This is a genomic window from Snodgrassella sp. B3088, assembly GCF_026535815.1.
In the GTDB taxonomy this organism is placed as follows: Bacteria; Pseudomonadota; Gammaproteobacteria; order Burkholderiales; family Neisseriaceae; genus Snodgrassella; species Snodgrassella alvi_E.
This window is the reverse complement of sequence record NZ_JAFNPG010000004.1, coordinates 26,561-50,393: the sequence shown is the minus strand read 5'-3', so window position 1 is coordinate 50,393 and position 23,833 is coordinate 26,561. Positions and strand designations below refer to the sequence as shown.

Below are 23,833 nucleotides of genomic sequence, written 5' to 3'. Positions count from 1 at the left end.
TTAAAAAAATAAATTATTTAATACATTTATATAAATCATATATTAATTTAAAATGAATTTAAAATATTTAAAATTTTGTGAAAACTATACTATAATGAGAAGGATAAGAAATTATTGAATCTTTATAAGGTAAATGTTTTTCCACTAGAAAAACATAATCGATATTTTTTATAAATATTAATAATTTACATTCGGCTTTGAATGAAGATAACTTTAATCATGTCAGAAACAGAAAATAAAAAAAATTTTTTATGTGAAAATTGTTGTTTACGAGGATTTCTGTTATTGTTTTCAGCAGTTGTTGTATTAATACTCTCTATCGGTTTGATATATATTATGGGATCCCTTAAAACTTTTTCCCATATAAGTTGTTCTGAAGCTTGGTTGTATGGGATATATGTTGGTGGAAGCTTGTTATCCATATCAGTAATAATTTTGGGTTTATTACGGTATTTTTTATCTAAAAGGCATCAAGTTTTAGATAAAATTAACTGAATAAAAGGAACAAACCATGGCTTATCCAGTGAATGCTATAGTAAATACTTTATTAGATATGGCAAAAGAAAAACATATATCAGACATGACACCTATGAAGATACAAAAGCTAATCTATTTAGCACAAGTTTGGTATATAAAAATAACAAAAGAAGAGTTAATTGATGAGTCTTTTTATAGATGGACTTATGGACCGGTATTGCCCTCACTATATCATAATTTAAAAGGTTATGGTTCGTACCCTGTGACTAATAAATTGATAAGAATGGATTTACAAGGAAATATTATAGAAGATTATATTTCTGATCAGCCCAAAGACAAAAAAATACATGCATTATTAAATGAAATCTTAAATGTTTATGGTAACAAAACTGCAAGTCAGTTATCTAATTTAACTCATCAGAAAGGTACAGCGTGGACTGAAGGGGGTGGTGATAATGAAAGTATTATTACTAAAAAAGAAATGGAAGATGAAACATTATATAAATAAAAAAATATAAATTTTAGTATAGTGGGTTTTGCATGAATGATAATAATAGTTCATTAAATTCTTTTAATAACTTTGATAGTGAAATTACTAAAATAAAAGAAAATTTAGAAGAAGTAACTGAAAAAAAATTGGATAGTGTTAAGAGTGAAATTAAAAAAAACCCCACTAACGATGCCAAAAGTTTGGTTCAAGAAAAACATGATGAAGAAATAGCTAATAGTAAAGCTGATAGAGATCTTAGAGAACGGTACGGTTTTAAGGCATATAAGGTTGTAAAAAAGTCATTATGGGGTTGGGCTATTTTATTGACTCTTTATGCATTGTGTCGGTTTTTCTTTAATAAAGATTTGTTTTCAGATAATGTTCTGATTGCTATTACTTCTGCAACAACTTTAAATATTTTTGCCGCTTTCCTTGGCGTAATAAGGGGTCTATTTCCTGTCAATACTAAATCTTGAGATGACAAATAATTTTATCTGTTTATTGTAATTATAAATAAAAAAAAGAACCCAGCATTTAAATTTATAAGCCTGAATGTAGGAGAAAAGCTTATAAATAAAATCGCTGGGACAGGGAAATAAATAGCTTAGATATTGGATTTTATATTATCAAAATATCTATCTTTCGTCTACAAAAATTTTCTAATCTTAACAAAATAAATTATATATCCGATATTTATATAAATTTATACAGACATGAATTTAGCTTAGGGTAGTGATGATAAGTGGTACGTGAGAGTTGATGTTTTAGGAATAAAGTATAAATTTGTTTTGTTGGCTGATGCATGGAATAAGCTTAATTCCGCTGTGAGCCCGTAAGATAAATGTTTGGTGCAAATGGGATGCTATTGGAAGATTCTTAATCTGTTCTGATTTAAGGTAAGAGTGTTGCTTTTATGCAGTTGGCTAGCCAAGTATATGAGAGTTTTCAGCCTAGGCTGTGAATTGCTTTTTTCTGCCTGAAAATTATATTTATTAAGAATAAACTATTTGGATATGCATTTATATTGATATTTTGTTGTTAATTTTTAGTATCGATGACTATTTTGTTAATTTGTCAAGCAGTGGCTGCGGATATGACAAATTAGGCAATTTATTTTCATTGTGGGTATACTGATTGAAATTATTAATGATTTCTAGGCTGAAAGTGTCAATATATGCCTATTTTGTCCGGAAAAATGACGCTTGAAAAAGTTGCCAGTGAACACAGGCAAAGTATTCTGGCTTTCAGTGCAGGGAAAGATTCGATAGCGGCGTATCTGGCCATCAGGAAGCGTTTCGCAGCTGTTTATCCGTATTATCTTTATCTGGTGCCGGAGCTGGAATTTGTAGAAGAACAGCTGGAATTATATGAACAGCAATTTGGATTTAAGATTACCCGTTTGCCACATCCTGCGCTGTATCAGATGTTGCGGGCACATGTATTTCAGCCGCCAAAGCATACTGCTGTAATAGATGCAGCCGGCTTGGCAGATTTTGGTTATGCCGATATTCGGCTGATGATGTGTGGTATGTTTGATTTACCGCCGGATACACCAGTTGCCAATGGTACCAGGGTTGAGAAAAGAGCTAAGCAGCGGCTGAGTATGCAGCGGCATGGGTCGATAGTAAAAAGCCAATATCAATATTATCCAGTTTGGGATTGGAAAAAGCAGGATTTGCTGCACTGCTTCAAGCGCAATCATGTAAGACTAGGCAGCGATTATCAGATTTTCGGCTGTTCTTTTGATAGTTTAGATTTGCGCTTTCTGCTACCAATAAAAAAATTCTATCCGCGAGATTATCAGAAAATTCTAGAATTTTTTCCATTATGTGAGCTGGAGATTTTTCGATGGGAGTGTATTTTTGGAAAAAATTAAGAATGCAGGCAAGGCAGAACAATCTGTGCTGTCTGGTGATGATGGCAGGGAAAATATAAATAAAACGGCGACTTTTCCACCACGTAACTTTCAAGCCGGCCAGCGTGCTGACAAAGAGGCACTGAGGCAGCTTGAAAATTTACGGCAGGAATTTGAACGTGTTGGCAAGATGCCGCAGCAGTTGCGTCAGCGAGTGACGGATAGTGAATATTGGTGTGCAGTTTGTTTTCAGTCGCGGGAGCAGTTAATGGCTTTCCTGAAGGTGCTGGACATTCCGGCGAAGGAGAATAAATATGTTGATGGTTTGGTACTGGCACAAAAGCTCGGTATAACGTTGCCGCCAGCAGAGGTACGCTTCCGATTGTCTGACCATGTGGATAAGGATTTTCAGGAGCTAACAGAGAAATGAGACCATAGCTACATGATTCTGGTTTTACGGCAGCCTTTGCCTAGAGCAGGGCTGCCGTGTCTGAGTACTGCTATAGTGCTGTAAGTTTTTCCCATTCCTTGCTTAGCCGTTTGGCTGAAACTGGATAAGGGGTTTTGAGTTCCTGTGCAAAGAGAGAAACACGCAGTTCTTCCAGCATCCAACGAAAATCAGCAATGGCTAGAGGGATTGGCTGATTTTGTTGCTGATACTGGCGAATCTTTTCCTGCCATATATCTGTGAGTGCCTGAATATCAGCCTCACGTGCGCTGTCGCGGGCAGGGTTACTACCATATTTATCCATACGTCTAAGCATGGCTTGCAGATAGATGGGCAATCGTGGCCATTGTTTCCATGGTGTGGCGCTGGCAAAACCAGGATAAATCAGGCTGTCCAGATGCTGACGCAGCAGTGAGGATAGAGGATGTCTACCCAGATGGCTACTGACTTCGCCATAGGCTAATGCTGTTTGCAGCGCATACTGATTAAGTGCCTCTTTTACAACCGGTAGGCGGCTGCGCGCTCGTTTCAACTGTTCTTTAAAGGCTTTTTCATCTCGTGGCAGCTCATCTTCGCCAATCAAAGCGCGATCCAGTACGGCATGGGTCAGGTCTGCACGCAGGGTATCAGCACCAAGGTGTTTGAGTAGCATGGCCATCTGAGTAAAGTCGGGCAAGCCTTTGTTGAGGTCCTTTACTTGTTCTTTTAATTGCAGGCTCATCAGTGCAAGTATGCCGTTGTGATGAGCCTGTTGGGCGGCAGCAGCGGTATCAAACAGACGCAGGGAGATGCTGCCGTCTTTTTGCTGCTGTAAACCGAGATAGCCGGTGAGTTGCTGCTGAGCGCGTGCAAATCTGATGCTTTCCGGTAGTTTGCCGATGTCCCAGCTGGTAATGTTGTCGCGTTCGAATTCGTTGCTGTTATCGCGGAAAGTGACCGCAGCAGCCTGCCCGAGCTGTTGCTGTAATGCATTCAGGTCACGGCCACTGGCCAGTTCTGTGCCGCTGTCGTCTATTACCTGAATGTTGAAATAGCAATGGGCGGGTAGCTGTTGGCTATGCCAGTGTTCGATATCGATTTGGTTGAGCAGGCGCATATCGCCGGCGTGACGAGCGATGGCATGTGCAAGCTGTGGCAACAGTGGGGCATTGGTATCAGGTTCGCTGTAGAGAAAAGCGGTAATGAAGTCCGGCACCGGTACGCAAATGCGGCGAATTTGTTTGGGCAGGGCTTTAATGAGTAATTGCAATTTTTCCCGAATCATGCCTGGTACTAACCATTCCAACCGTGCCGCACTGATGCGGTTGAGAAGGGGCAGCGGTACTGATACGGTAACGCCGTCGAATGGATGATGTGGTTCGAAGCGGTAGCTTAGAGCACAGCGGCCGTCTTTGGTATTGAGATATTCTGGAAACTGGCTTTCGGTAATATTACTGGCAGCATGCTGCATGAGGTCGTCACGGCCTAGATACAGCAGGTGTGAGTTTTCGACTTCTGCTTGTCTGCGCCAGTGTTCAAATGTACGGATGTCAGCCAAAGGCAATTGCCGCCCTTGTTGTTCGACAGTAGCAGGCAGGCGCTGGTCGTAAAAACTAAACAGCGCTTCTGCGTCTACCAGTACATCCTGCCGTCGTGATTTGTGTTCCAACTCGGTGACTTCTTCTATCAGTTGCCGGTTGTGGCGGAAGAAGTCGGCTTTGAGGTCGCATTCTTGTGCCACCAGCGCGCCGCGGATAAAGATTTCGCGTGCTTCTGCTGGGCTAATGCGTCCATAGGATATCGGTCGGCGCGGCAGGACGGTTAGACCGTAAAGAGTAATGCGTTCGCTGGCGACGACTTCGCCTCGTTTCTGTTCCCAGTGTGGTTCGAAATAATGATGGCGCAGCAGATGCGGGACTTCGGTTTCAATCCATTCCGGTTCAATTTTGGCGACATCGCGTGCATAAAGACGAGTGGTTTCGGTTAATTCGGCAGCAATAACCCATTTGGGCTTGCTTTTAAATAAAGCTGAAGCCGGAAACAGATGGAAATGAATGCCGCGCGCACCGGTATAATCGTGTCCTTCGGGACTTTTTAAGCCGATATTAGCTATTAAGCCGGTGAGCAAGGCTCGGTGAATCTGTTCATAACTGGCCTCTTTTGCTTTTTGCCGAATCTGGCGCTGCTGGCGACGGACAATTTGCTGCTGCCTGAGTTTGGCAGCTAAATCCTGGTCACCGTTTTGGTTGTGGGCAGGCTGAGTAGAATTTTGCTCAGGTATCTGACGGTAGGCTGTGGCTTTATCTGTCAGCCCCATATCAATGGCAATCTGAGCCAGCTGATGGTGCAGCTCGCGCCATTCGCGCATACGTAGATGCGAAAGGAAATATTGGTGACACCATTGTACCATCTGCCGGTTGGACAAACCTTTGTCACGCTCGCGCTGATAGGAATCCCAGATATTTAGATAGGCAAGGAAGTCGGATTGTTTGTCTGTGAAGCGTTCATGCGCTTTAGCGGCGGCATCACGCGCTTCCAGCGGCCGTTCGCGCGGATCCTGAATAGATAGTGCGGCCACTATAATCAGCATTTCGGCAACACATTGCAGACGTTTTGCGGCCAGCAGCATGCGGCTGATGCGCGGATCTATAGGTAGACGCGCCATCTGTTCGCCTAATTTGCTTAAGCGATTGTGTTCATCTACCGCGCCAAGTTCGAGCAGTACCTGATAGCCATCATTGATATAACGTTGGTCCGGTGCCTGTAAAAAGGGAAAATCATTTACATTACCCAGTTTAAGGCTAATCATACGGAGAATAACTGCGGCGAGATTGCTGCGGATAATTTCCGGATCGGTAAAGGCGGGGCGCTGGTTGTAGTCCTCTTCGCTGTACAGTCTGATACAGATACCGGCCGCAACGCGGCCGCAGCGGCCGGCACGCTGGCGTGCAGCAGCTTGGCTGATGGGTTCGATATGCAGCTGTTCTACTTTGGCACGGGCAGAGTAGCGTTTTATTCGCGCCAGACCGGTATCAATCACATAGCGGATGCCGGGCACAGTAAGAGAAGTTTCGGCTACGTTGGTGGCTAATACGATGCGGCGCTGACGGCCGCTGGGATGGAAAATTTTGTGTTGCTCGGCCGCAGACAGGCGGGCAAACAAGGGAAGTATTTCATCATTGCGCCGCAGTGATGATTGTTGTAATGCATGCGCAGCTTCGCGGATTTCGCGTTCGCCGGGCAGAAATATCAAGATATCACCCTGACCTTCGCGTGCCAGCTCGTCTGCTGCATCGACGATGGCGTCGTTGATTTCCATTTCGGCATCATCGGCATCAGTGCTGTGCAATGGGCGATAACGGATTTCAACCGGATAGGTGCGGCCGGATACTTCGATCACCGGTGATGGCTGGCCGTGAATGGTAAAGTGCTGGCTGAAGCGCTCGGCATCGATGGTGGCGGATGTGATGATTACTTTTAGGTCGGGACGACGAGGCAATAGCTGTTTCAAGTAGCCCAGCAGAAAATCTATATTGAGACTACGTTCATGTGCTTCGTCGATGATAATTGTATCGTAAGCACTGAGGAAACGGTCGGTCTGGCTTTCAGCGAGCAGAATACCATCTGTCATCAGTTTGATGTAGCTTTCGGGAGCGGTTTTGTCGTTAAAGCGCACTTTATAGCCGACACTGTGGCCAATCTGGCTATGCAGTTCCTCAGCGATTCTTTCGGCAACGGAGCGTGCAGCAAGCCGCCGTGGCTGTGTATGGCCGATGAGACCGGCTACGCCACGGCCAAGCTCGAGGCAGATTTTCGGCAGCTGGGTGGTTTTACCAGAGCCGGTTTCGCCGCAGACGATGACCACCTGATGTTGGCTGATGGCTTGTTTGATTTCTACTCGTCTTTCATGTACCGGCAGGGTGTTATCGTATTCCGGAACAGGCAGATGTGCCTGTCGTTGTAGGTACATCTGGTGTGAACGCTGATAACGCTGGTTAACTTTTTCTTCTCCGCCGAATCGGGCAGGGTGTTTACTTGCACGTTGTAGAAAGTGGCGGTCTTTGCTCAGGATTTGGTTGAGTTCGTATACAGACATGGCACAGATACTGCCGGAATATAATTAGATATGCGTATTATAGCAAATCTGTCTATTAAGCTTGTTTGCAGGGATTTTATGGCTGTATTGCGGTTTGAGCCGAAGACAAAGACAAAAAGCAACTGTTTAACAGTTGTAAAATTTGATTTTATAAAAATTAAACAGGCTGAATTAGACGGCTATATACAGTGTGAACGGCCAGAAGCAAAGATAAAAGCAGGGCTGAGGCTGCACATCTTTTGTAGAAGAGGGCAGTTTTTCAGGTATTTCAGGCAATTTTCAGTGCCGGCTGTGTTGTTGTCGTAGGATTTTTACGCCAATCATGATAGATACGCCAAATAGGAATGTGCACACTAAACCTAAAAAAATCAGCATAATACGCGCCATGGACATGCGTACCGCTGCATCGTCTCCCATAAACAGCCAGATAAACCATGAAGCCAGTATGACAAACAAGACTACCATGCTAATAATTAGAGAAGTTTGTTTGCGAGACTGAGGTGTTTTGGTGTTTTGCATAATTAGACCTGCTACAGATGATGGATGACCAGAGGTTTGCCTTTGTGGCTTAAAACTTCGGTATCCAGATTAAATATGGTTTGAATATTATCGGCGGTAATTATTTTATCCGGTGGACCCTGCATAACAATCTGTCCTTCTTTCAAGGCGACAATATGGTCAGCATAGGCGGCGGCCATATTAATATCATGCACCACCATGACAGTAGATAATCCCTGTTCGCTGGTGAGCTCACGTAGCAGCCGCATCAGTTCGCGAGCATGATACATATCCAAATTGTTGAGCGGTTCATCTAGAATAACATGTTTAGTTTGCTGGCAGAAGGTCATTGCCACCAATGCCCGCTGACGCTGGCCGCCGGACAATGCACTGAGATAACGCTGTTGCAATTCTTGCAGCTCAAAACGTTGTAATGCTTGATCGACAATCTGCTGGTCTGTGTTGGTTATACGCCCTTGATTGTGCGGATAGCGGCCAAATAGCAGTAAATCGCGTACGGTAATTCGGCTTTGAATGTTGTTCTCTTGCGACAATATTGCCAGCTTTTGCGCAATAGCATTGGATTTGCCACTGCTCACATCTAGCTCATCGATGTGGATGCTGCCTTGCTGTAAAGGTTGCAAGCGTGCTATCAGGGAAAACAAAGTAGACTTACCGGCACCGTTGGGTCCAATTAATGCGGTGATGCTTTTATCCGGAATATCAAGATTAATATCACGCAGGATGGTAGCGCCGTTGATACAATAGTTAACATTTTTTATGGAAATCATCTTGCTGTCCGGTTAAGTCAGTAAAGCAATACGCTGTTGAGGTGGCGAGCTCAGGATTGGCGTTTTAATGCCAACCATAGAAACACCAGACCACCACAGAATTCTATAACCACACTCAGTACGCCCTGCATGCCTAGAACGTGTTCGAATATCAGCTGCCCACAGACCAGTATCAGTGCAGCCATCAGAAACGCAGCCGGAATCCGCAGCCGGTGTGTCATGCTGGGAGTACAGGCATTGACCAGTGCACAAATCAGTAGCCCAAAAAAGCTCACAGGTCCTACGAGTGCTGTGGAAACGGAAACCAGCAGCGCAATCCACAACAGAATGTTGCGGCTTAGGCGCGGATAATTGATCCCAAGGGCAATAGAGGCGTTGCGTCCTAGCATCATGACATCCAGCTGATAGCGCATGCGCCAGATCCAGATGGTACTGATTAGCATCACTGTGATGCCAATCATCAGCATACTGACATTTACTGAAGTAAACTGGGCAAAATAGCTGGTCTGAGCGACGGTAAATAGGGTAGGGTCTATCAATCGTTGCAGCAGACTGTTGAAACTGCGAAACATCACGCCGAATATTGTGCCGGTAAGTATCAGCCGAGCCAGATCACCATTGCTGTTTCGAGTTAGCGTACGAAACAGTAGTAAGGAGGCAGCCATCATCAATGGTGCTTCAATGGTAAATTTAGTGAAAGCACCAATGCTGGCGTATCCCACTGCACCAAAGATAAAGAGTGTCAGTGTCTGTAGGAGCAGGTAAAGTGAATCGTACCCCAGCAGACCCGGCGTCAGAATGGGGTTATGGGTAAGTGTCTGGAAAAGTAATGTAGAAACGCCGACTGCATAAGCGACAGTCAGCAGCATCAGCAATTTCTTGCCGCGCAGTTGTAAAACAAAATCCCAGCTCCCTTTTACACCGTATGTCATAAACAAAACGCTGGCAACTATCAATAATATTCCGAGCACGCCGAGAAAACGTGCACCAGAACGGGGCGACGGCATGGTATGGTCAGGTTGCATGTACGGTAGGCTTTCTAAACAGCAGATACAGAAAAATCACGGTACCTACGATACCAAAAATCAGTGATACGGGTATTTCAAATGGCGGATCAATGATGCGGCCAATAATGTCGCATACCAGCAGTGCATTGGCGCCCATTAATGCTACTGACGGCAGATTCTGCCGTAAGCGGTCTCCCGCCAGACGGGAAACAATATTTGGTACTACTAGTCCGATAAACGGAATCTGGCCAACTGTAACAACAACGATGGCTGTAATCATGGCCACTGTGATTAGAGAAATCCACATCATCTGTGCATAGTTTATGCCCAGACTGGTGCTGATATTCTGCCCCAATCCGGCGATGGTGAGCCGGTCAGCTAGAAAATAGATAACCAATGCCATCAGACCAGTAAGCCACAGCAGCTCATAGCGTCCAGCCAATACCGCCGAAAAATCACCGGCAAACCACACAGCCAATAATTGCAAAGTATTGGTTTCCACACCGATAAAGTTAACCAGCGCTTCGATAATACTGCCGTAGATGATGCCGATTAACGGTATCATCATCTGCCGATGTGGCGGTAATCTGCGAAACAAAAATAAAAACAAAGTCATGCCCAACAGGGCAACGATGCTCGCACAGCTCATTTTCGCCAGCTGAGTGGCCTGAGGAAACCAAATGGATACCAATAAGATTCCCAGTGCTGCACTCTGGGTGGCACCAACCATATTTGGTTCAAGAAAACGGTTGCGTAAAACGATTTGTAGCACCATGCCGGCTACAGCCAGTGTAGCACCGGTAAGGATAATCGCCAGCGAGCGAGGCAGGCGGCTGTATAGCAGCAGAGAGCGGGTATCGCTGCTACTAAATACATCACTCCAGTGAAAAGCGGCTGCACCAATACTGATGCTGATAATCAGTAATAGTGGCAGCAACAGTATATTGATAGCGTTTATCTGGGAAGAACGAAACATAGGGCAAACAAAGATACAGACAACAGGTTTTCGCTATTGCCGCTATTAAATGCGGCAAAGCGAAACCTGAAGGCTGTGAACGAATAATACTTAGTTTTAGTGTGTGAAAGCAGCCTTGATATTGGTTAAGTCGGTTTTCATCTGCTGCACACCACCGGCGGCAAGATAAGAGGCACTGCTTAAGTAGACAATATGATTTTCTTTCCACGCTTTGGACTGTCGTACCAGATCATTGTTGAGTACAGCCTGTGCGGTTTTGCCTTCCTCACCTATGGCTGCGGTGCGGTCAATCACAAATATCCAGTCCGGATTGGTTTTCTGTACATATTCAAACGAAACAGACTGGCCGTGCGGGGAGGCCGGAATATTGGTATCGGCAGCCGGTACTCCGACTTGTGTGTGTATCCAGCCAAAGCGTGAAGAAGGACCGAAAGCAGAAAGTTTACCGGCATTCACCATCAGAATCAGGCCAGTACCCTTTCCTTTGGCCGCCTGCTGCGTTTCAGCTAGCAGATTCTGAATGTCATCATGCAGTTTCTTGGCTTCAGCTTCTTTTTTAAACAGTTTACCGTAGGTATCAAGCATTTTCATGCCATCACCAATCAGATCCTGTCCGCTGTCTGTCATATCCATGGTTGGCGCTAAAGCCGCTAATTCATCATATTTAGGTGCCGTACGTCCGGCAATGATAATCAGCTGAGGTTTCAGCGCATTGAGTGCTTCCATATCGGGCTCAAACAAGGTACCGGTGTTGTTTACGGTTTCCAATGTTTGCTGCAAGTAAGGTACCAATACTTTTTTCGGCGCACCGGTTACCGGTACTTTCAAAGCCTGCAAATCATCCAGGGTGGCCATGTCAAATACCACAACTTTGGAAGGATTTTCTGGTACGTTCATTTCACCGCGTGCAGTGTTTACAGAGACAGTGGGGCCACTAACAGCAGCTCCTGAAGCAGTTGTATTACTGGCAGAACTGTTCTGAGTGTTTTTTTCGCCGCATGCGGAGAGAAGCGATAATGCCAGTATAGATAAAGCGAGTGGTTTCCAGCAGGATTTAAACATTGTCTGAATTTCCTATCATTATTGTTTGCATTAATTATACTGCCTGAATCAGAGGCAGGTCATATTTCGGTGTAAACGCCTATTTTTCAATAAATCGGTGCCGTGCTTCATGATAACTTTCTTCTGTTTCGCCATGGCGCCAGTATGGGACTGCATAATGGCGTTGTGGTGGTAATTGCCATTGGTTACGCAATAAATCACGCAGCGGTCTGACCATTTCAGCTTCACCAGCAACCCAGGCAAAATCATCTGCACACAGGGGTGGAAAACCGGACACTTTTTCTATTAGTGCCGGAATCTGACTTAAAGTGCCATAAAACATATGCAACTGCATATTGGTAGGCAGGTTTAGAGTGGTTGGTAAATCGCTGGCATCTGGCAACAGTAAAACCACATCTCCACTGGCCTCCTGCTCAATATCAGACAGCAACGATGCAATCGCTGGTACAGCCGTAATATCTCCAACAAATAAATAACGTGTAGCTGCTTTCAGCATCGGATTCGGGCCTCCCGGTGATGAAATCCCGATGATGTCTCCCGCACGAGCGTGTTCTGCAAATGCCGAAGCCGGTCCATTGTCTCCATGTTTCACAAAATCAATACTTACCGTGCATGCCTGAGCATCATAATCTCGGATGGTATAAGTGCGCACAATCGGCTTATTGTCTGGATCACCCCATTTAAAACCATGACCGGAAAATTGCGGTAGTTGCGGCGAAGTCTGACCTGCCGACGCCAGAAAAATCTTGATATGAGCACCATTAAACTGATGCGGATAATCAACCAATTCATCACTGTGCAAAACCAGCCGGCGCAGATTAGGGCTTAGATCGATAATATCTTGTACCCGAACCAGATAAGCTTGATGAGGTGACCGTTTATTCATTATTGTGGCCTGATTGAGGGGTGAAAAAGAGTTAGTTGCAGGCTTTTGCCAAACAGGCTGCCATGGTTTTCTTGCGGATAAACTTCGTATTTAACGCTTAAATCAGTATGATGCTGCAATTCATCAGCCAGTTTTCTGCCCAAATTACCTTGTCTGGCCGTTTGTTCGTTACGCATCCGAATTCGGGCGGCAACATGCGGATTTTTAGGAATTTTTTTGGGTCTGAGCTTACTATTGAATATTAAAAGGCTGCTGCCAGAAAAATCAACCTTACGCTTCAGCATTTCCGCTGCTTCCTGCTGAAGTAAATCGCCATGCAGCCACACAGACGGGTCTGCTGCAATATAGTGTTGAAACAGATTAGGCTGAGTAAATAGAGTATGCAGTACCAGCAGCCCGCCATAAGAATGACCCCACAGTGTCTGGTTATCTAGGTTGACTGCTACTTTCATCTGCACAGCCGGCATAACCTCATTCTGTATCATATCCAGAAATATATCGGCACCGCCGTTGATTCTGCTGGCATCTAGTGGGTCGGTATTGTTGTCTTCCGGCGCAATGGTGTAGTCGTAGGCGCGTGCCCGCACATCAAAACGTTTATCAGTTGCATAACCTAGCAATACCAATACTGGAGGCTGAGGCTGCCGTGCCAGTATCTGCATGTTTTCAGGAGTTAGAAAAGTCAGTACGGCATTTCCGTCCAGCGCGTAGAAAACAGGGTAACCCCCGGCAGGAGGCTGTTGTGCAGGAATCCCGATGTAAATGCGGTACTGGCGCTGTCCGTCTGTAGATGTAAGCGGCAGGGTTGTAAAATGATAACCGCCATTTTGCTGTTGCAGCACAGCAAAATCAGCACTTTCATTCAGATTAGGCTGGGCTTTAGCTGTATTGTGCAAGATTAAGGCCGTAAAAAACATTAATAAAAAAATGATAATCTGGCGCATATTTAATCTTTCCGTCAGTTGATTGGCTTTAGTAAGCATATGGAGACAACAAGACGGTAGCGAAGTAAGATTAGGTTGCTGCATTGCAAAAAAAGATGAAAGAGTACTTAATTAATACACCAGATCAGGATTTTGGTTAAATCTTTCAGATAATCAATAAATTATGTTTACCTTTGCTGATGGGACTATCCTTGATTATTTATAAATAATAATCATTACTATTAATAAATATAACTTATTTGGACATCGAAGTCACGTGAAAACCAAATATTTTTTATCAGGCTGCCACAGTGACAACCTGATGCTTCGGCATAATCAGAAAGAAACTTTCATATTGCCCCACACTGCACGTCCCCGTTCGTTATAAGTGTAGGCCGTACCGCGTAAAGTGGAAGCATAGATGCGCTTATTGAATATATTTGACATCCCTGCGCGAACATTGATGTTTTTATTCACCGCATATCCGGCTGAAATTCCCCAGATACCATAGCTGCCCATTTCTTCGCCACTCAGGCCGACTGTACCTTGTCCGCCATTGCCAATCCCTGCTTCTACCGGATTGACCGGCACGGTACGTGGTTTCTGTCGGCCGTAATAGGTATAAGTCAGCAACGTATCCCATTTTTCCGTAGGTGCCCAAGCCAGAGAGGAGTTAATTGTATATTTGGGAATAATAGATAACGGATTACCGGTTTCCTTGTTTTTGGAATTAAACATATAAGTAAAATTATTCACCCATTTCCACTGTTTGGAAAACGGCAAAGTAAAGTTGCCTTCAAGTCCCTCTACCAGCGCTTTACGTGTATTGGTCCATTCAAAGTAATCATAGCCACCGGAGCGGGCACTGATTCCGGAACTTCCGGTGAAAATGATTTGCCGTCCGGCTTCAATCTTATTTTTATAATCATTACGGAAATAAGCCAGCGAAGCCAGATAGCCATTTTTGCTAAATTCAAAGCCAATTTCCTTATTAACACTGGTTTCCGGTTTTAGCTTACTATTACCAATCAAGTAGCAACCGCGGCCACTGCCTGAAGAAACAGCACAGCCGTTACCTTTACTGTACAGCATATAGCTGTCTGTACTTTGATACAGGTTAGGTACTTTGTATGCTCGTGCGATACCACCTTTGAGCAGCCAGTTTGGATGCAACTGCCATGACATATTGATTCCGGGGCTAACATTACCGCCAGTTTTATTATTATGGTCATAGCGCAGCATCGGTACCACTTTCAACTGTTCGGTAAGACTGATATTGTCTTCCACGTAGCCGGCCCAGCTACTAAGCGATGGCGTGTGATTAGCCGCAGCTGGGTACACAGCATTCGGCATAGGAATGCGGCGCAGACCGTCAGGATCATTCAGCTTATCGTGCTGATATTCTGCTCCCATAGTTAAAACATGCGGTACCCAAACAGAAAAAGGAATGTGAACTTCACCGGCCAGCCGCTTGGTAGTCAGGACACTGTCAGCATAGGTGATATCTTTCGTTCCTAAATCTTGACACAAACCTTCCGGTCCACCCGCAAGCGCCTCAGAACAATGACTATTAGTAGTTTTATCATATTGCGCCACCAGCTTGCTATCACCCCAATCCCATGCGCCTTCATGGGTGAGAGCAAAACTCTGACGGTATACACGGCGCGTTTCCTTGCCATATAAACTTTGCGTATAATCGGTTTGTACATTATTCGGCCCATCGCCATTGTAGCGGTTACCCTGCCTACTATACGTGGCATCGAGCGTTAGAGTTTGTGCCGGAGAAAGGCGCCATGCCAGCCTGCCGCCTACATCCTTATTCAGTAGACCTTCTTGTCCGGCTACCAAAGATTTGCTGCCCCTGTCTCCCGAACGTTGATTGATATAAGGAGAATCAGCATCAGTACTGTTTAGATTGCCATAAAGGCGAAACCCCAGCACATCCTTAATAATAGGTCCAGTTAAATCAAAACCTATCCGATGGGTATCGCCTTCTTCTTTATCGGCAGGCAGATTCATAAATGCATTAATAGCACCGTGGTATTCATTACTGACTTTTTTTGTCACAATATTCACCACCCCACCAGCAGCACCCGAACCATAACGAGCCGCAGCCGGACCACGGATTACCTCTATAGACTGTATTTCAGCTGTCGGCACCCAGTCACTGTCGCCGATGGTGTCGCGCTCACCGCGCCAGCTCATGCGTGCACTGTTACGTGAGGTTACTGGGCGGCCATCAATCATAATCAGGGTGTTTTCCGGCCCCATTCCACGAATATCAATCTGGCGTTTATTACCATGCTGGCCAGATGCAGTATTTCCAGTAAGATTAACCCCCGGCATTGTCCGTACCAGCTCAGAAATGTCATTCACCGGTGGTCTGCGTTCAATATCTAGACTATCAATTTTTGATACACCAAGTGATTGTTTAACTTGCTGTTCGGCTGTGACATAAATATCATCAAGTTTGGCACCATCCTGTGCATGCGCCATACCGCCGGAAAAGAGTAAAGGTAATAAAGCCAGTTTGAAAGAAGGGAAAGGAGACTGAGACATACAATACAGAAAGAGTTTATAATTTGTTAAAGGTGTGAATGATAATTAATCTTGTTATTATTTTCAATTAAAACCATCTTTAACTAACTAAAAGCTACAAATTCATACCTATACATAATAATACTTGCTTTTAGTTACACAAATCAGTTGAAAGTGACAAAAATTGACACCCTAAACTCAAAATGTAAGCTGATTAGAAGTTAACATCAAATTACTTAGTAAATTTCTAAAAGCAAACTATGCACTACTTAATTTCAGTAGGGCTAGTACACATCTTTTTAAAGAATAAAAATAGAAGTCTATAAACAGCTAATACGAAAAAATAAAATGTAATAAAATCATATGGTAAACAAAATGAAGAAAAAAATTATCCATTTTTATCATTACGCTGCGTTATGGACCGCATTATCCATAGCGCTACCCGTATACGCGGAAACTGCAGCTATAGACAATTCTCCTCCTGCTAATACAGTTATTACTATACCTGCCTACGAAACTTGTACAGGTACGCCTTGGCCGGATATCACATGGATACACATTCATGATAATGAAGAAACTGCTCGACGCACTGCATTGATTACCTTAAATCAGATTCAGCAAGGATGTTTATTGGATTTGCGCCATGGCGGCAGCCGCGAAATCATCATCCGTAATCAGCAGTTCAGCTTTCACTTTGACCCAAATAGAATTTTTACTGCAAACGGACGAAAAGCAGCATTAAAATGTAATAAAGGCAACTGCGCACTAATCTTGCAGCAGCTGAGTGAGGCGGCTGAAAATTTCCTGCAACAGTATTTAAGCCAGAAAAAACTGATTATTGCAGTGCATAACACACACACTGCCGGACTGTCCGTAAGAAACTATATGCCGGGTAACTCCATGGCTCAAGACGTGAGTCAGATAGCCATTAGCCCAGACAAAAACCCGCACGATTTTTTTTATGTAACAAGTGCACAAGCCTTTAATTTTTTTGCCGGCCATAATTTCAATGTGGTTTTACAGAATAATCAGACAGTACGCGATGATGGTTCATTATCAGTCTGGGCCGCGCAGAGACAGATTGATTACATCAATGCTGAAGCAGAAATGGGGCACACAACAGATCAGCTGGCCATGCTGGCAGCCGTATGTGCGTATATGAAAAAATTTTATCTGTAAAAATTTCAGTGTGATTAGCTTAAAATAAGACATAACTTATATTTTCTGCTATATAAGTTTATGATTTACAAAGATATAAAATTAAATCAATTATAAGGTAATCAATGACTAAAAATATCAATAGCTAAATAACAGACATGTTTAAATGTAAATAGTTTATGAAAGTTACTATAAAATATAATATCATTTAATAAATATTTTCAATATTATGAATATTTAGAAAAATTCATTCATCTAATCAAATATATTATGAATAAATTACAAGCTGAAGGCTTTACACTAATTGAAATAATGATTGCGATCGCTGTAATTGGGATTTTGGCAGCTATTGCGGTGCCTTTATATGCAGACTATAGCGCTCGTGCTCAATTAGCCGAAGGTGTTAATTTAGCTGGAAATTTGAAAGCTCAGGTTTTAGATAATATGCAGCATCAACGCTGTAGGGCTCAGAATCAATCTGAATATCGTTATACAGGTAGATATGGTATTGCAGAAATTAGCACTGAATTTCCATTGAGTAATGTTCAAAATTCAGCAAGCACTCAGACAGGATGCCAAATTAAATATAGTGTATATTCACAAAAAGCTTCCTCAGTATTAATTAACCGTTATATGGTAGTGGATGTACTTGCCAACGGCTCTCTGAAATTTAATAACGGTACAATTGATAAAAAATATCTGCCCAATGCTTTTATTTGATAATTAATCCAAAAATTTGTTAGGGTAGCATCAAGTTATTGATGGCTCGTAAGACATTAATACATTTTAGCCAATAAAAAACTTATCGAAAGAGTAAAAATAAACTCTGTTTATTTATATTGTCAATGCAGTTACAATTTTACAATATTTGTTTGGAATTGCTTTAACAATTTCGTAGTATATTGAAAATATTTTTTTTATTGAATTAAAATGTTTCGATATCTAAAAATTTTTATATTTAGTAGTTTGTATTTTGAGACAAATAATGTGAAAAATTTTGGATATTGAGTTAATCTACAACTAATTATCTTTACTTAATATAAGATAAAAAATGTTAAATACTAGTTTATGGCATGATATTTGCTACATGCTTTTAATGTGTAATTAGGTTATTCACTGTTTTAACTGGAGACTCAAATGAAAGCATTCCAAAAAGGTTTTACATTAATCGAATTGATGATTGTTATTGCGATTATTGGTATTTTGGCAGCCATCGCTGTACCTGCTTATTCTGACTATATCGCGCGCTCTCAAGCATCTGAAGCGTCTAGTCTGGCTGCCGGTTTGAAAACACAGATAGTAGATAACATGCAAAATAATACCTGTGATTCAAATAATAAAGCTATAGATGAGCAAAAAGGTAAATATGGTACTGCAAAAATTGCAGGATCCGTAACAATGACCTCAGCTACTTCAGCCATGGGTGATACAGGTTGTACAATTCTGTATACTGTAAATAGTACCGGTGTTTCTGCTGCTATTAAAGGTAAAAAATTAGAATTGTCTGTGTTGAAAAATGGTTCATTAAAGAAATCAGCAGCCGGTACAGATATGGATGAAAAATATATACCTAAAGCTTATTTATAATTTTTGTTAAGATACAACATAAAGCCACCGATGGTGGCTTTTCTATATTTATAGATAATAAATGATTATTCTTTTTGCTAAATATTAAATTTGCCTTCATTTATGGGCAAATTTTTTTATAAAGATTATTAATATGTATTAGTAATTCCTTATAAATATTATATAAATTAATACAATGTGATCTAGATATGAAATTGGCTGTACATTTTCCCGTTTTTTCCAAAATTTTTTTCTTGGTTAAGCGTTATTTTTCGCTACGGTTGTGGTGTTTTCTTATATTTTACTTGATCATAAATAATGTTTTTTTCTGGCTTGCACATTTAATTACTTATTCACAACGTTATGATATTGTACTCGAATACGTATGGATAATACCGTTGTTATGCTTGCGTAAAAAGTGGTCGTTGGTCTTATTTACTATTACATATATTTGTATTTATATTTTTGATATTCTGTACTGGATTAAACAATTCTATCACTATGATAATTTGTCTGAATTCGTTGATTTACTTTACTTCATTCCACAGGCACCAAAATTATATTGGTTATTTTTAGGAATTATTTTAGGCAATCTCATTTTGAGCTTATTTTTAATCCTGAAATATTTGGTTCGTTTGGCTTCTACGCAAATGATTGTACCTTTATCTGTATTGTATTTGCTTTTTGCCATATGTTTTTACGATTATCGCGGTGCTAATTTATCAGATCGTTATCAGACTGTAGGTTGGTGGGGAAGTTATTACGAAACGATTCAAAATCTTAAATTTAATACACAGTTTTTCTGGCGTGGAACGCTTAAACCTGAATTTTATGATTGGCCGCATGGTGGGGTGTTACAAAAGCAGATCAATATACAGCATCCTCCTAAAAAAATACTATTTATTTTAAATGAGTCATGGGGGACTTTTGTACCTGAACATGGCGCTATTAATTCATCGGTAAAAGCACCTTTGCTGAATTTACCCAATGTACAGCTAATTGCTCAGGGTGAAAATCCAGCACTCCACAGTACCATAATGGGGGAGCTTCGAGAGTTATGTGATTTGAAAGCTAAAAGTTCCAATTTTAAACTAGGTCCGTTTGATAAGTTCAAAAAATGTGTTCCGGTAAGATTACAAAAACAAGGGTACACAGTCCAAGCTTTCCATGGTTCTTATGCCAAGATGTATGACAGAAAAGATTGGTATCCACATATGGATTTGCAAGATGCGCATTTTTTTCCTCAATTCAGTAATATTAAGCAATGTCATTCATTTCCTGGAGCTTGTGACTACAATATTGTGCATGATGTATCAGCTGCCAATAAATCTGCACAGGGTAAATCATTTATATACTGGCTAACACTGAACACCCATCATCCTTATTCTGAGCTGGATATGTTGGGAGCGAATACTTATGATTGCCATCAGCCATTATTTAATGGAAGACAAGAAGCATGCCGGAATTTGAATCTTCAACATCAGTTTTTTCAGGTACTTGCTGATGAAATAAAAAGAGGTGGTTTTAAGCATACTGATATTGTAGTTGTTGGTGACCATAGCCCGCCCATTGTGTTCGATGAATTTAAAGACAGTTTTAAGCCTGATTCAGTGCCATTTATTCACATACGAGTTAATTAACAGGCTTATTGTCATGCCTAACTTACTAAGTAGATTTGGTATTTTTATAATATACAATAGTATTATATGGTTAAATTGAAGAGAAATTTTATGTGTGTCAATATGGTTTTTGATTTTTTAAAAATAAAATCAGTCTGAATGTATCTAAATAACTTGATAAAAAATGCTTTAGAGCACATTTAATTACTTGGTTGTAATTTTGCAGCTTCTTAAACTACAGATCCATCACAATACAGTGAATGATTTGTTGCAAGACCAAAATTGCAAAAATGACCTGTGCCAAGCTTGGTTTAGCGACCCGATAATGTGCAATAAAAGCTTTTGCATTTTTGAAATGTATTGATGCCTTGTTGAGGAAGGGTAAATAAGGCATATGAGGTAGAGGTGTTGTTTTCCGAGCGGCGGATTTGTTGTTACACACCAATAGCGTATTTTTAGACTTGCAACATCGACATCTCGATTAGTCGAACCAAACATGGTGAGAAAGTTGCAGACGATTGTTTTAGTAATATTGTCAGCCGCTGTATATTTAAGTGTTAGCTATATAAGCAAAACTAACGCAATAATTAAACGCATTATATGGTGGTGCTCGTCTATTACAAAATAGATTGTTTTACAAAAACAGTTTGATAATTGAAAATTATAAATAAATTTCTTAAGCTTAATCTTAAGTCTAAATATTTGTTAGGTTACTAGTTTGAATTCTTCAATTATAAAAATGTTAAATAATGAAATTAATATATAAAAATAGTATAATCCTAAAATTAGGCATATAAATTGCTAATGATTTTATGTTCAACTAGTTTATTAACCATATTGACATGGAGACTAAAATGAAAGCATTTCAAAAAGGTTTTACATTAATAGAATTGATGATTGTCATTGCAATTATCGGTATTCTGGCTGCTATCGCTGTACCTGCGTATTCTGACTATATTGCTCGTTCTCAGGCATCCGAAGCTTCTAGCCTTGCTGCTGGTTTGAAATCACAGGTAGTAGATAACATGCAAAACAGTGTATGTACAACTGGTTCTAATGCTGCTGTAGATCAGCAAAAAGGTAAATATGGCACAGCTGAAATCGGTGGTACCGTTACCATGAGTTCAGCTACTTCAGCCATGGGAGATACAGGTTGTACAATTAAGTATACTGTCAATCAAACCGGCGTATCTGCAGCTATTTCAGGTAAAATATTGGTATTGTCAGTTTTGAAAAATGGCTCTTTGAAAAAGAATGCTACCGGCACTACTATGAATGATAAATACATTCCTAAAGCTTACCTGTAATCCTTATTGAATTTAATTCAAAGCCACTTTGAGTGGCTTTTTTATATGAACAAAAAGCGAATAATGCAAATAATATTAAATTTTTAATGAAACTACCTTATCTTTTAAATTGTTATAAATTTTTTTATCTGTATTTATAACAATTTTATATATTTAATAGAAGTTTTTTCTGGTTGTCAATTCTATTAGTCTATTGATTTAATCATAAGTTATACTCTTGTGTGATATATCATGCTAAGAATAAGGCAGGACAGAGAAAATTAAATATCTAGTAGATGAAATTGAATACTTATTATCCGTATTCTTAACACGATATGCTGGTAAAAATACTTACAATGGCTTTTAGCCATTATTTGACGGCAGACAAAAGTATGCCAGAAGTGGATTTCAAAATAGTTTTTCAAATCTTCGCTAATATAATTAAAACAAGTAGATTTATATATGCTTATATCATATTTATTTAATTATATTTGATGAATACAAAGAAAGTTTTGAGCTTGACTCTCTACCGTTTATTCAGATATATGAAATTGAAATACATAAGTTCCCACTAAGCAAACAAAAATATGTTTGGCTCATTTTATTAATATAAAACTAAGACATAGGATTGAAATAAAAGTGTATTTAATCTGAATCAGTCTTGTTAATGATTCCAAATATAAAATTAGTGTTAATGTACTTTATTTGTTCAATAAATAATATGCTATAGGGTTTATTTGATATATTGTTTATAATTTGCAGCTCTTTAAATACAATATTTGTCTTAGTGCTGAGAGTTCTTGGCTGTAAGCGCAAGATTGTCCAAAATGGCCTGTGCCATTCTTTCGCTGGCACCGCGATGTTGTGTAATAAAAGCTTCTGCATTTTCCGACATGTATCGGCGTTGCTGTGGATTGGCAAGTAAGGCTAATGAGGTAGTTGCCCAGTCTTCTGCAGATCTGATTTGTTGCGCTGCTCCGATAGCAACCGCTTTTGGTGCAGCATCAGCGAAATTATACGTAGATGGGCCAAATAAAGTGGGTAGGTTGCAGGCGATGGGTTCGATAATGTTGTGGCAGCCGCTGTCAACGAGACTGCCGCCTACAAAAGCAATATCCGCACATAAATAATAAGCAAACAACTCACCTATACTGTCGCCAATCCAAACCTGAGTTTCTGGGGAAATATTTAGATTATCGCTACGTTTCTGTGTAATAAAATTAAGTTTTTCTGCGTAATCGAAAGCTGGTTGAAAACGTTCTGTATGGCGCGGTACGATGATCAGTAATGTATGGCCGGTATTCTGTTTTGCCCAAGCGTCGAGCAATAATTGTACTTCGTCGCTGCCATGGTAATAGCGGGTACTGGCACAAACCATCACAGGCCGGTTGCCGATACGTTGTTTGAATGTCTGTGCTAAAACATGCATGTCTTCGGTTGGAGAAATATCATACTTGGTGTTACCACATATTTTAAGATGTGCCGCACCAATTTTTTTCAAGCGTTCGGCATCTGCATTTGTCTGAGCAAAACAGCCTGTCAAGGTGCTGAGAGCAGGAGCAACCAGCGATCGCACTTTCAGATAGCCTTGCAATGATTTTTCTGATAGGCGTGCATTAGCCATAAATAGAGGAATGCGATTTTTAGCACAGATATTAATTAAATTCGGCCATATTTCTGTTTCCATCAACACACCAAATAAAGGTTGATGGTCTTGGATAAACTGGTTTATCCACGATTTTTTATCATAGGGAAGGTAACGGCACTGTGCCTGCGGAAAAAAATGCTGCACAGTAGCACGGCCGGTAGGGGTAGTCTGAGTGATTAAAAGAGGTATATTTGGAAACCGTTTTTGCAACGCTTGAATAAACTGAATTGAGGCACGTGTTTCTCCTACTGATACTACATGAATCCAGATAGCGTTTTTTACCGCATTCGGATAAGGTTTTCCAAAACGTTCAGCCCAATATAGGGCATAAGCCGGTGCCAGTCTGGCACGTCGACGCAAATAACGGCGTAAAAAAGGAGGGGCGAGCAACCATAAAAATTGATATAAAAGATTCAATAGCATATGAACTCAATGTAAAAAGCCTGTTTCAAGGCCTTCATAATATAATAAAAAACACACGGGTTTAACCCCGTTTATAAGCAGTTGTTTACAGGAATGAAGGTACTGAT

At 41.2% G+C, this 23,833-nt stretch carries 19 protein-coding genes; 9 read left to right on the top strand and 10 right to left on the bottom strand.

Going from position 1 to position 23,833, the window contains the following annotated elements; all coding sequences use genetic code 11:
• Nucleotides 1–511 precede the first annotated feature (511 nt).
• From J3U75_RS03420 to J3U75_RS03405, 4 genes are all read left to right on the top strand, one after another.
• A complete protein-coding gene (locus J3U75_RS03420) occupies nucleotides 512–985 on the top strand; it encodes a Panacea domain-containing protein (protein WP_267390532.1) in 474 nt (157 codons plus the stop codon).
• 32 nt (nucleotides 986–1,017) lie between these two features.
• Nucleotides 1,018–1,443: a hypothetical protein gene (locus tag J3U75_RS03415; RefSeq protein ID WP_267390531.1), complete on the top strand. Its 426-nt coding sequence runs from the start codon at nucleotides 1,018–1,020 to the stop codon at nucleotides 1,441–1,443.
• 698 nt (nucleotides 1,444–2,141) lie between these two features.
• Nucleotides 2,142–2,843, top strand: a complete 702-nt coding sequence (locus tag J3U75_RS03410) for a phosphoadenosine phosphosulfate reductase (protein WP_267390530.1) — start codon at nucleotides 2,142–2,144, stop codon at nucleotides 2,841–2,843.
• Nucleotides 2,830–3,252, top strand: coding sequence for a hypothetical protein (locus J3U75_RS03405; protein WP_100151676.1), 423 nt, complete (start codon nucleotides 2,830–2,832; stop codon nucleotides 3,250–3,252). The genes J3U75_RS03410 and J3U75_RS03405 overlap by 14 nt, the downstream gene beginning before the upstream one ends.
• A gap of 70 nt (nucleotides 3,253–3,322) precedes the next feature.
• On the opposite strand, the gene hrpA is transcribed toward J3U75_RS03405, so the two are convergent.
• The 9 genes from hrpA to J3U75_RS03360 all read right to left on the bottom strand — a co-directional run bounded on the left by hrpA (nucleotide 3,323) and on the right by J3U75_RS03360 (nucleotide 16,047).
• On the bottom strand, nucleotides 3,323–7,345 hold the full coding sequence (gene hrpA / locus J3U75_RS03400; RefSeq protein ID WP_267390528.1) for an ATP-dependent RNA helicase HrpA: 4,023 nt from the start codon (nucleotides 7,343–7,345) through the stop codon (nucleotides 3,323–3,325).
• Between the two features lie 279 nt (nucleotides 7,346–7,624).
• The gene (locus J3U75_RS03395) at nucleotides 7,625–7,864 is read right to left on the bottom strand and encodes a hypothetical protein (RefSeq protein ID WP_267390527.1); all 240 of its coding nucleotides are present in this window, start codon (nucleotides 7,862–7,864) and stop codon (nucleotides 7,625–7,627) included.
• 11 nt (nucleotides 7,865–7,875) lie between these two features.
• A complete protein-coding gene (locus tag J3U75_RS03390) occupies nucleotides 7,876–8,634 on the bottom strand; it encodes an ABC transporter ATP-binding protein (RefSeq protein WP_267390526.1) in 759 nt (252 codons plus the stop codon).
• A 50-nt stretch (nucleotides 8,635–8,684) separates the two neighbouring features.
• Nucleotides 8,685–9,641: an iron chelate uptake ABC transporter family permease subunit gene (locus J3U75_RS03385; RefSeq protein WP_367418803.1), complete on the bottom strand. Its 957-nt coding sequence runs from the start codon at nucleotides 9,639–9,641 to the stop codon at nucleotides 8,685–8,687.
• Between the two features lie 7 nt (nucleotides 9,642–9,648).
• Entirely contained in the window at nucleotides 9,649–10,617 is a 969-nt protein-coding gene (locus J3U75_RS03380) for an ABC transporter permease (RefSeq protein ID WP_267390524.1), read from the bottom strand.
• A gap of 96 nt (nucleotides 10,618–10,713) precedes the next feature.
• Complete coding sequence (locus tag J3U75_RS03375) at nucleotides 10,714–11,679, bottom strand: siderophore ABC transporter substrate-binding protein (protein WP_267390523.1); 966 nt, start codon at nucleotides 11,677–11,679, stop codon at nucleotides 10,714–10,716.
• A gap of 79 nt (nucleotides 11,680–11,758) precedes the next feature.
• Nucleotides 11,759–12,565 carry a siderophore-interacting protein gene (locus tag J3U75_RS03370; RefSeq protein ID WP_267390522.1) on the bottom strand — a complete coding sequence of 269 codons (807 nt, stop codon included), beginning with the start codon at nucleotides 12,563–12,565 and terminating at the stop codon, nucleotides 11,759–11,761.
• Nucleotides 12,565–13,509 carry an alpha/beta hydrolase gene (locus J3U75_RS03365; protein WP_267390521.1) on the bottom strand — a complete coding sequence of 315 codons (945 nt, stop codon included), beginning with the start codon at nucleotides 13,507–13,509 and terminating at the stop codon, nucleotides 12,565–12,567. Before J3U75_RS03365 ends, J3U75_RS03370 begins: the two co-directional genes overlap by 1 nt.
• Before the next feature lie 315 nt (nucleotides 13,510–13,824).
• The gene (locus tag J3U75_RS03360) at nucleotides 13,825–16,047 is read right to left on the bottom strand and encodes a FepA family TonB-dependent siderophore receptor (protein WP_267390520.1); all 2,223 of its coding nucleotides are present in this window, start codon (nucleotides 16,045–16,047) and stop codon (nucleotides 13,825–13,827) included.
• 354 nt (nucleotides 16,048–16,401) lie between these two features.
• Between J3U75_RS03360 and J3U75_RS03355 the strand changes: the two genes are divergently transcribed.
• From J3U75_RS03355 to J3U75_RS03320, 5 genes are all read left to right on the top strand, one after another.
• The gene (locus tag J3U75_RS03355; protein ID WP_267390519.1) at nucleotides 16,402–17,205 is read left to right on the top strand and encodes a hypothetical protein; all 804 of its coding nucleotides are present in this window, start codon (nucleotides 16,402–16,404) and stop codon (nucleotides 17,203–17,205) included.
• A 249-nt stretch (nucleotides 17,206–17,454) separates the two neighbouring features.
• Complete coding sequence (locus J3U75_RS03345; protein ID WP_323811349.1) at nucleotides 17,455–17,904, top strand: pilin; 450 nt, start codon at nucleotides 17,455–17,457, stop codon at nucleotides 17,902–17,904.
• Nucleotides 17,905–18,321: 417 nt separating this feature from the next.
• Nucleotides 18,322–18,771, top strand: coding sequence for a pilin (locus J3U75_RS03335; protein ID WP_323811348.1), 450 nt, complete (start codon nucleotides 18,322–18,324; stop codon nucleotides 18,769–18,771).
• 188 nt (nucleotides 18,772–18,959) lie between these two features.
• Complete coding sequence (locus tag J3U75_RS03330; protein WP_267390518.1) at nucleotides 18,960–20,390, top strand: sulfatase-like hydrolase/transferase; 1,431 nt, start codon at nucleotides 18,960–18,962, stop codon at nucleotides 20,388–20,390.
• A gap of 833 nt (nucleotides 20,391–21,223) precedes the next feature.
• Complete coding sequence (locus J3U75_RS03320) at nucleotides 21,224–21,676, top strand: pilin (protein WP_323811347.1); 453 nt, start codon at nucleotides 21,224–21,226, stop codon at nucleotides 21,674–21,676.
• 763 nt (nucleotides 21,677–22,439) lie between these two features.
• On the opposite strand, the gene waaA is transcribed toward J3U75_RS03320, so the two are convergent.
• Nucleotides 22,440–23,726 (bottom strand): lipid IV(A) 3-deoxy-D-manno-octulosonic acid transferase, encoded by a 1,287-nt coding sequence (waaA, locus tag J3U75_RS03315; RefSeq protein ID WP_267390517.1) that lies wholly within the window; start codon nucleotides 23,724–23,726, stop codon nucleotides 22,440–22,442.
• Between the last annotated feature and the right edge of the window lie 107 nt (nucleotides 23,727–23,833).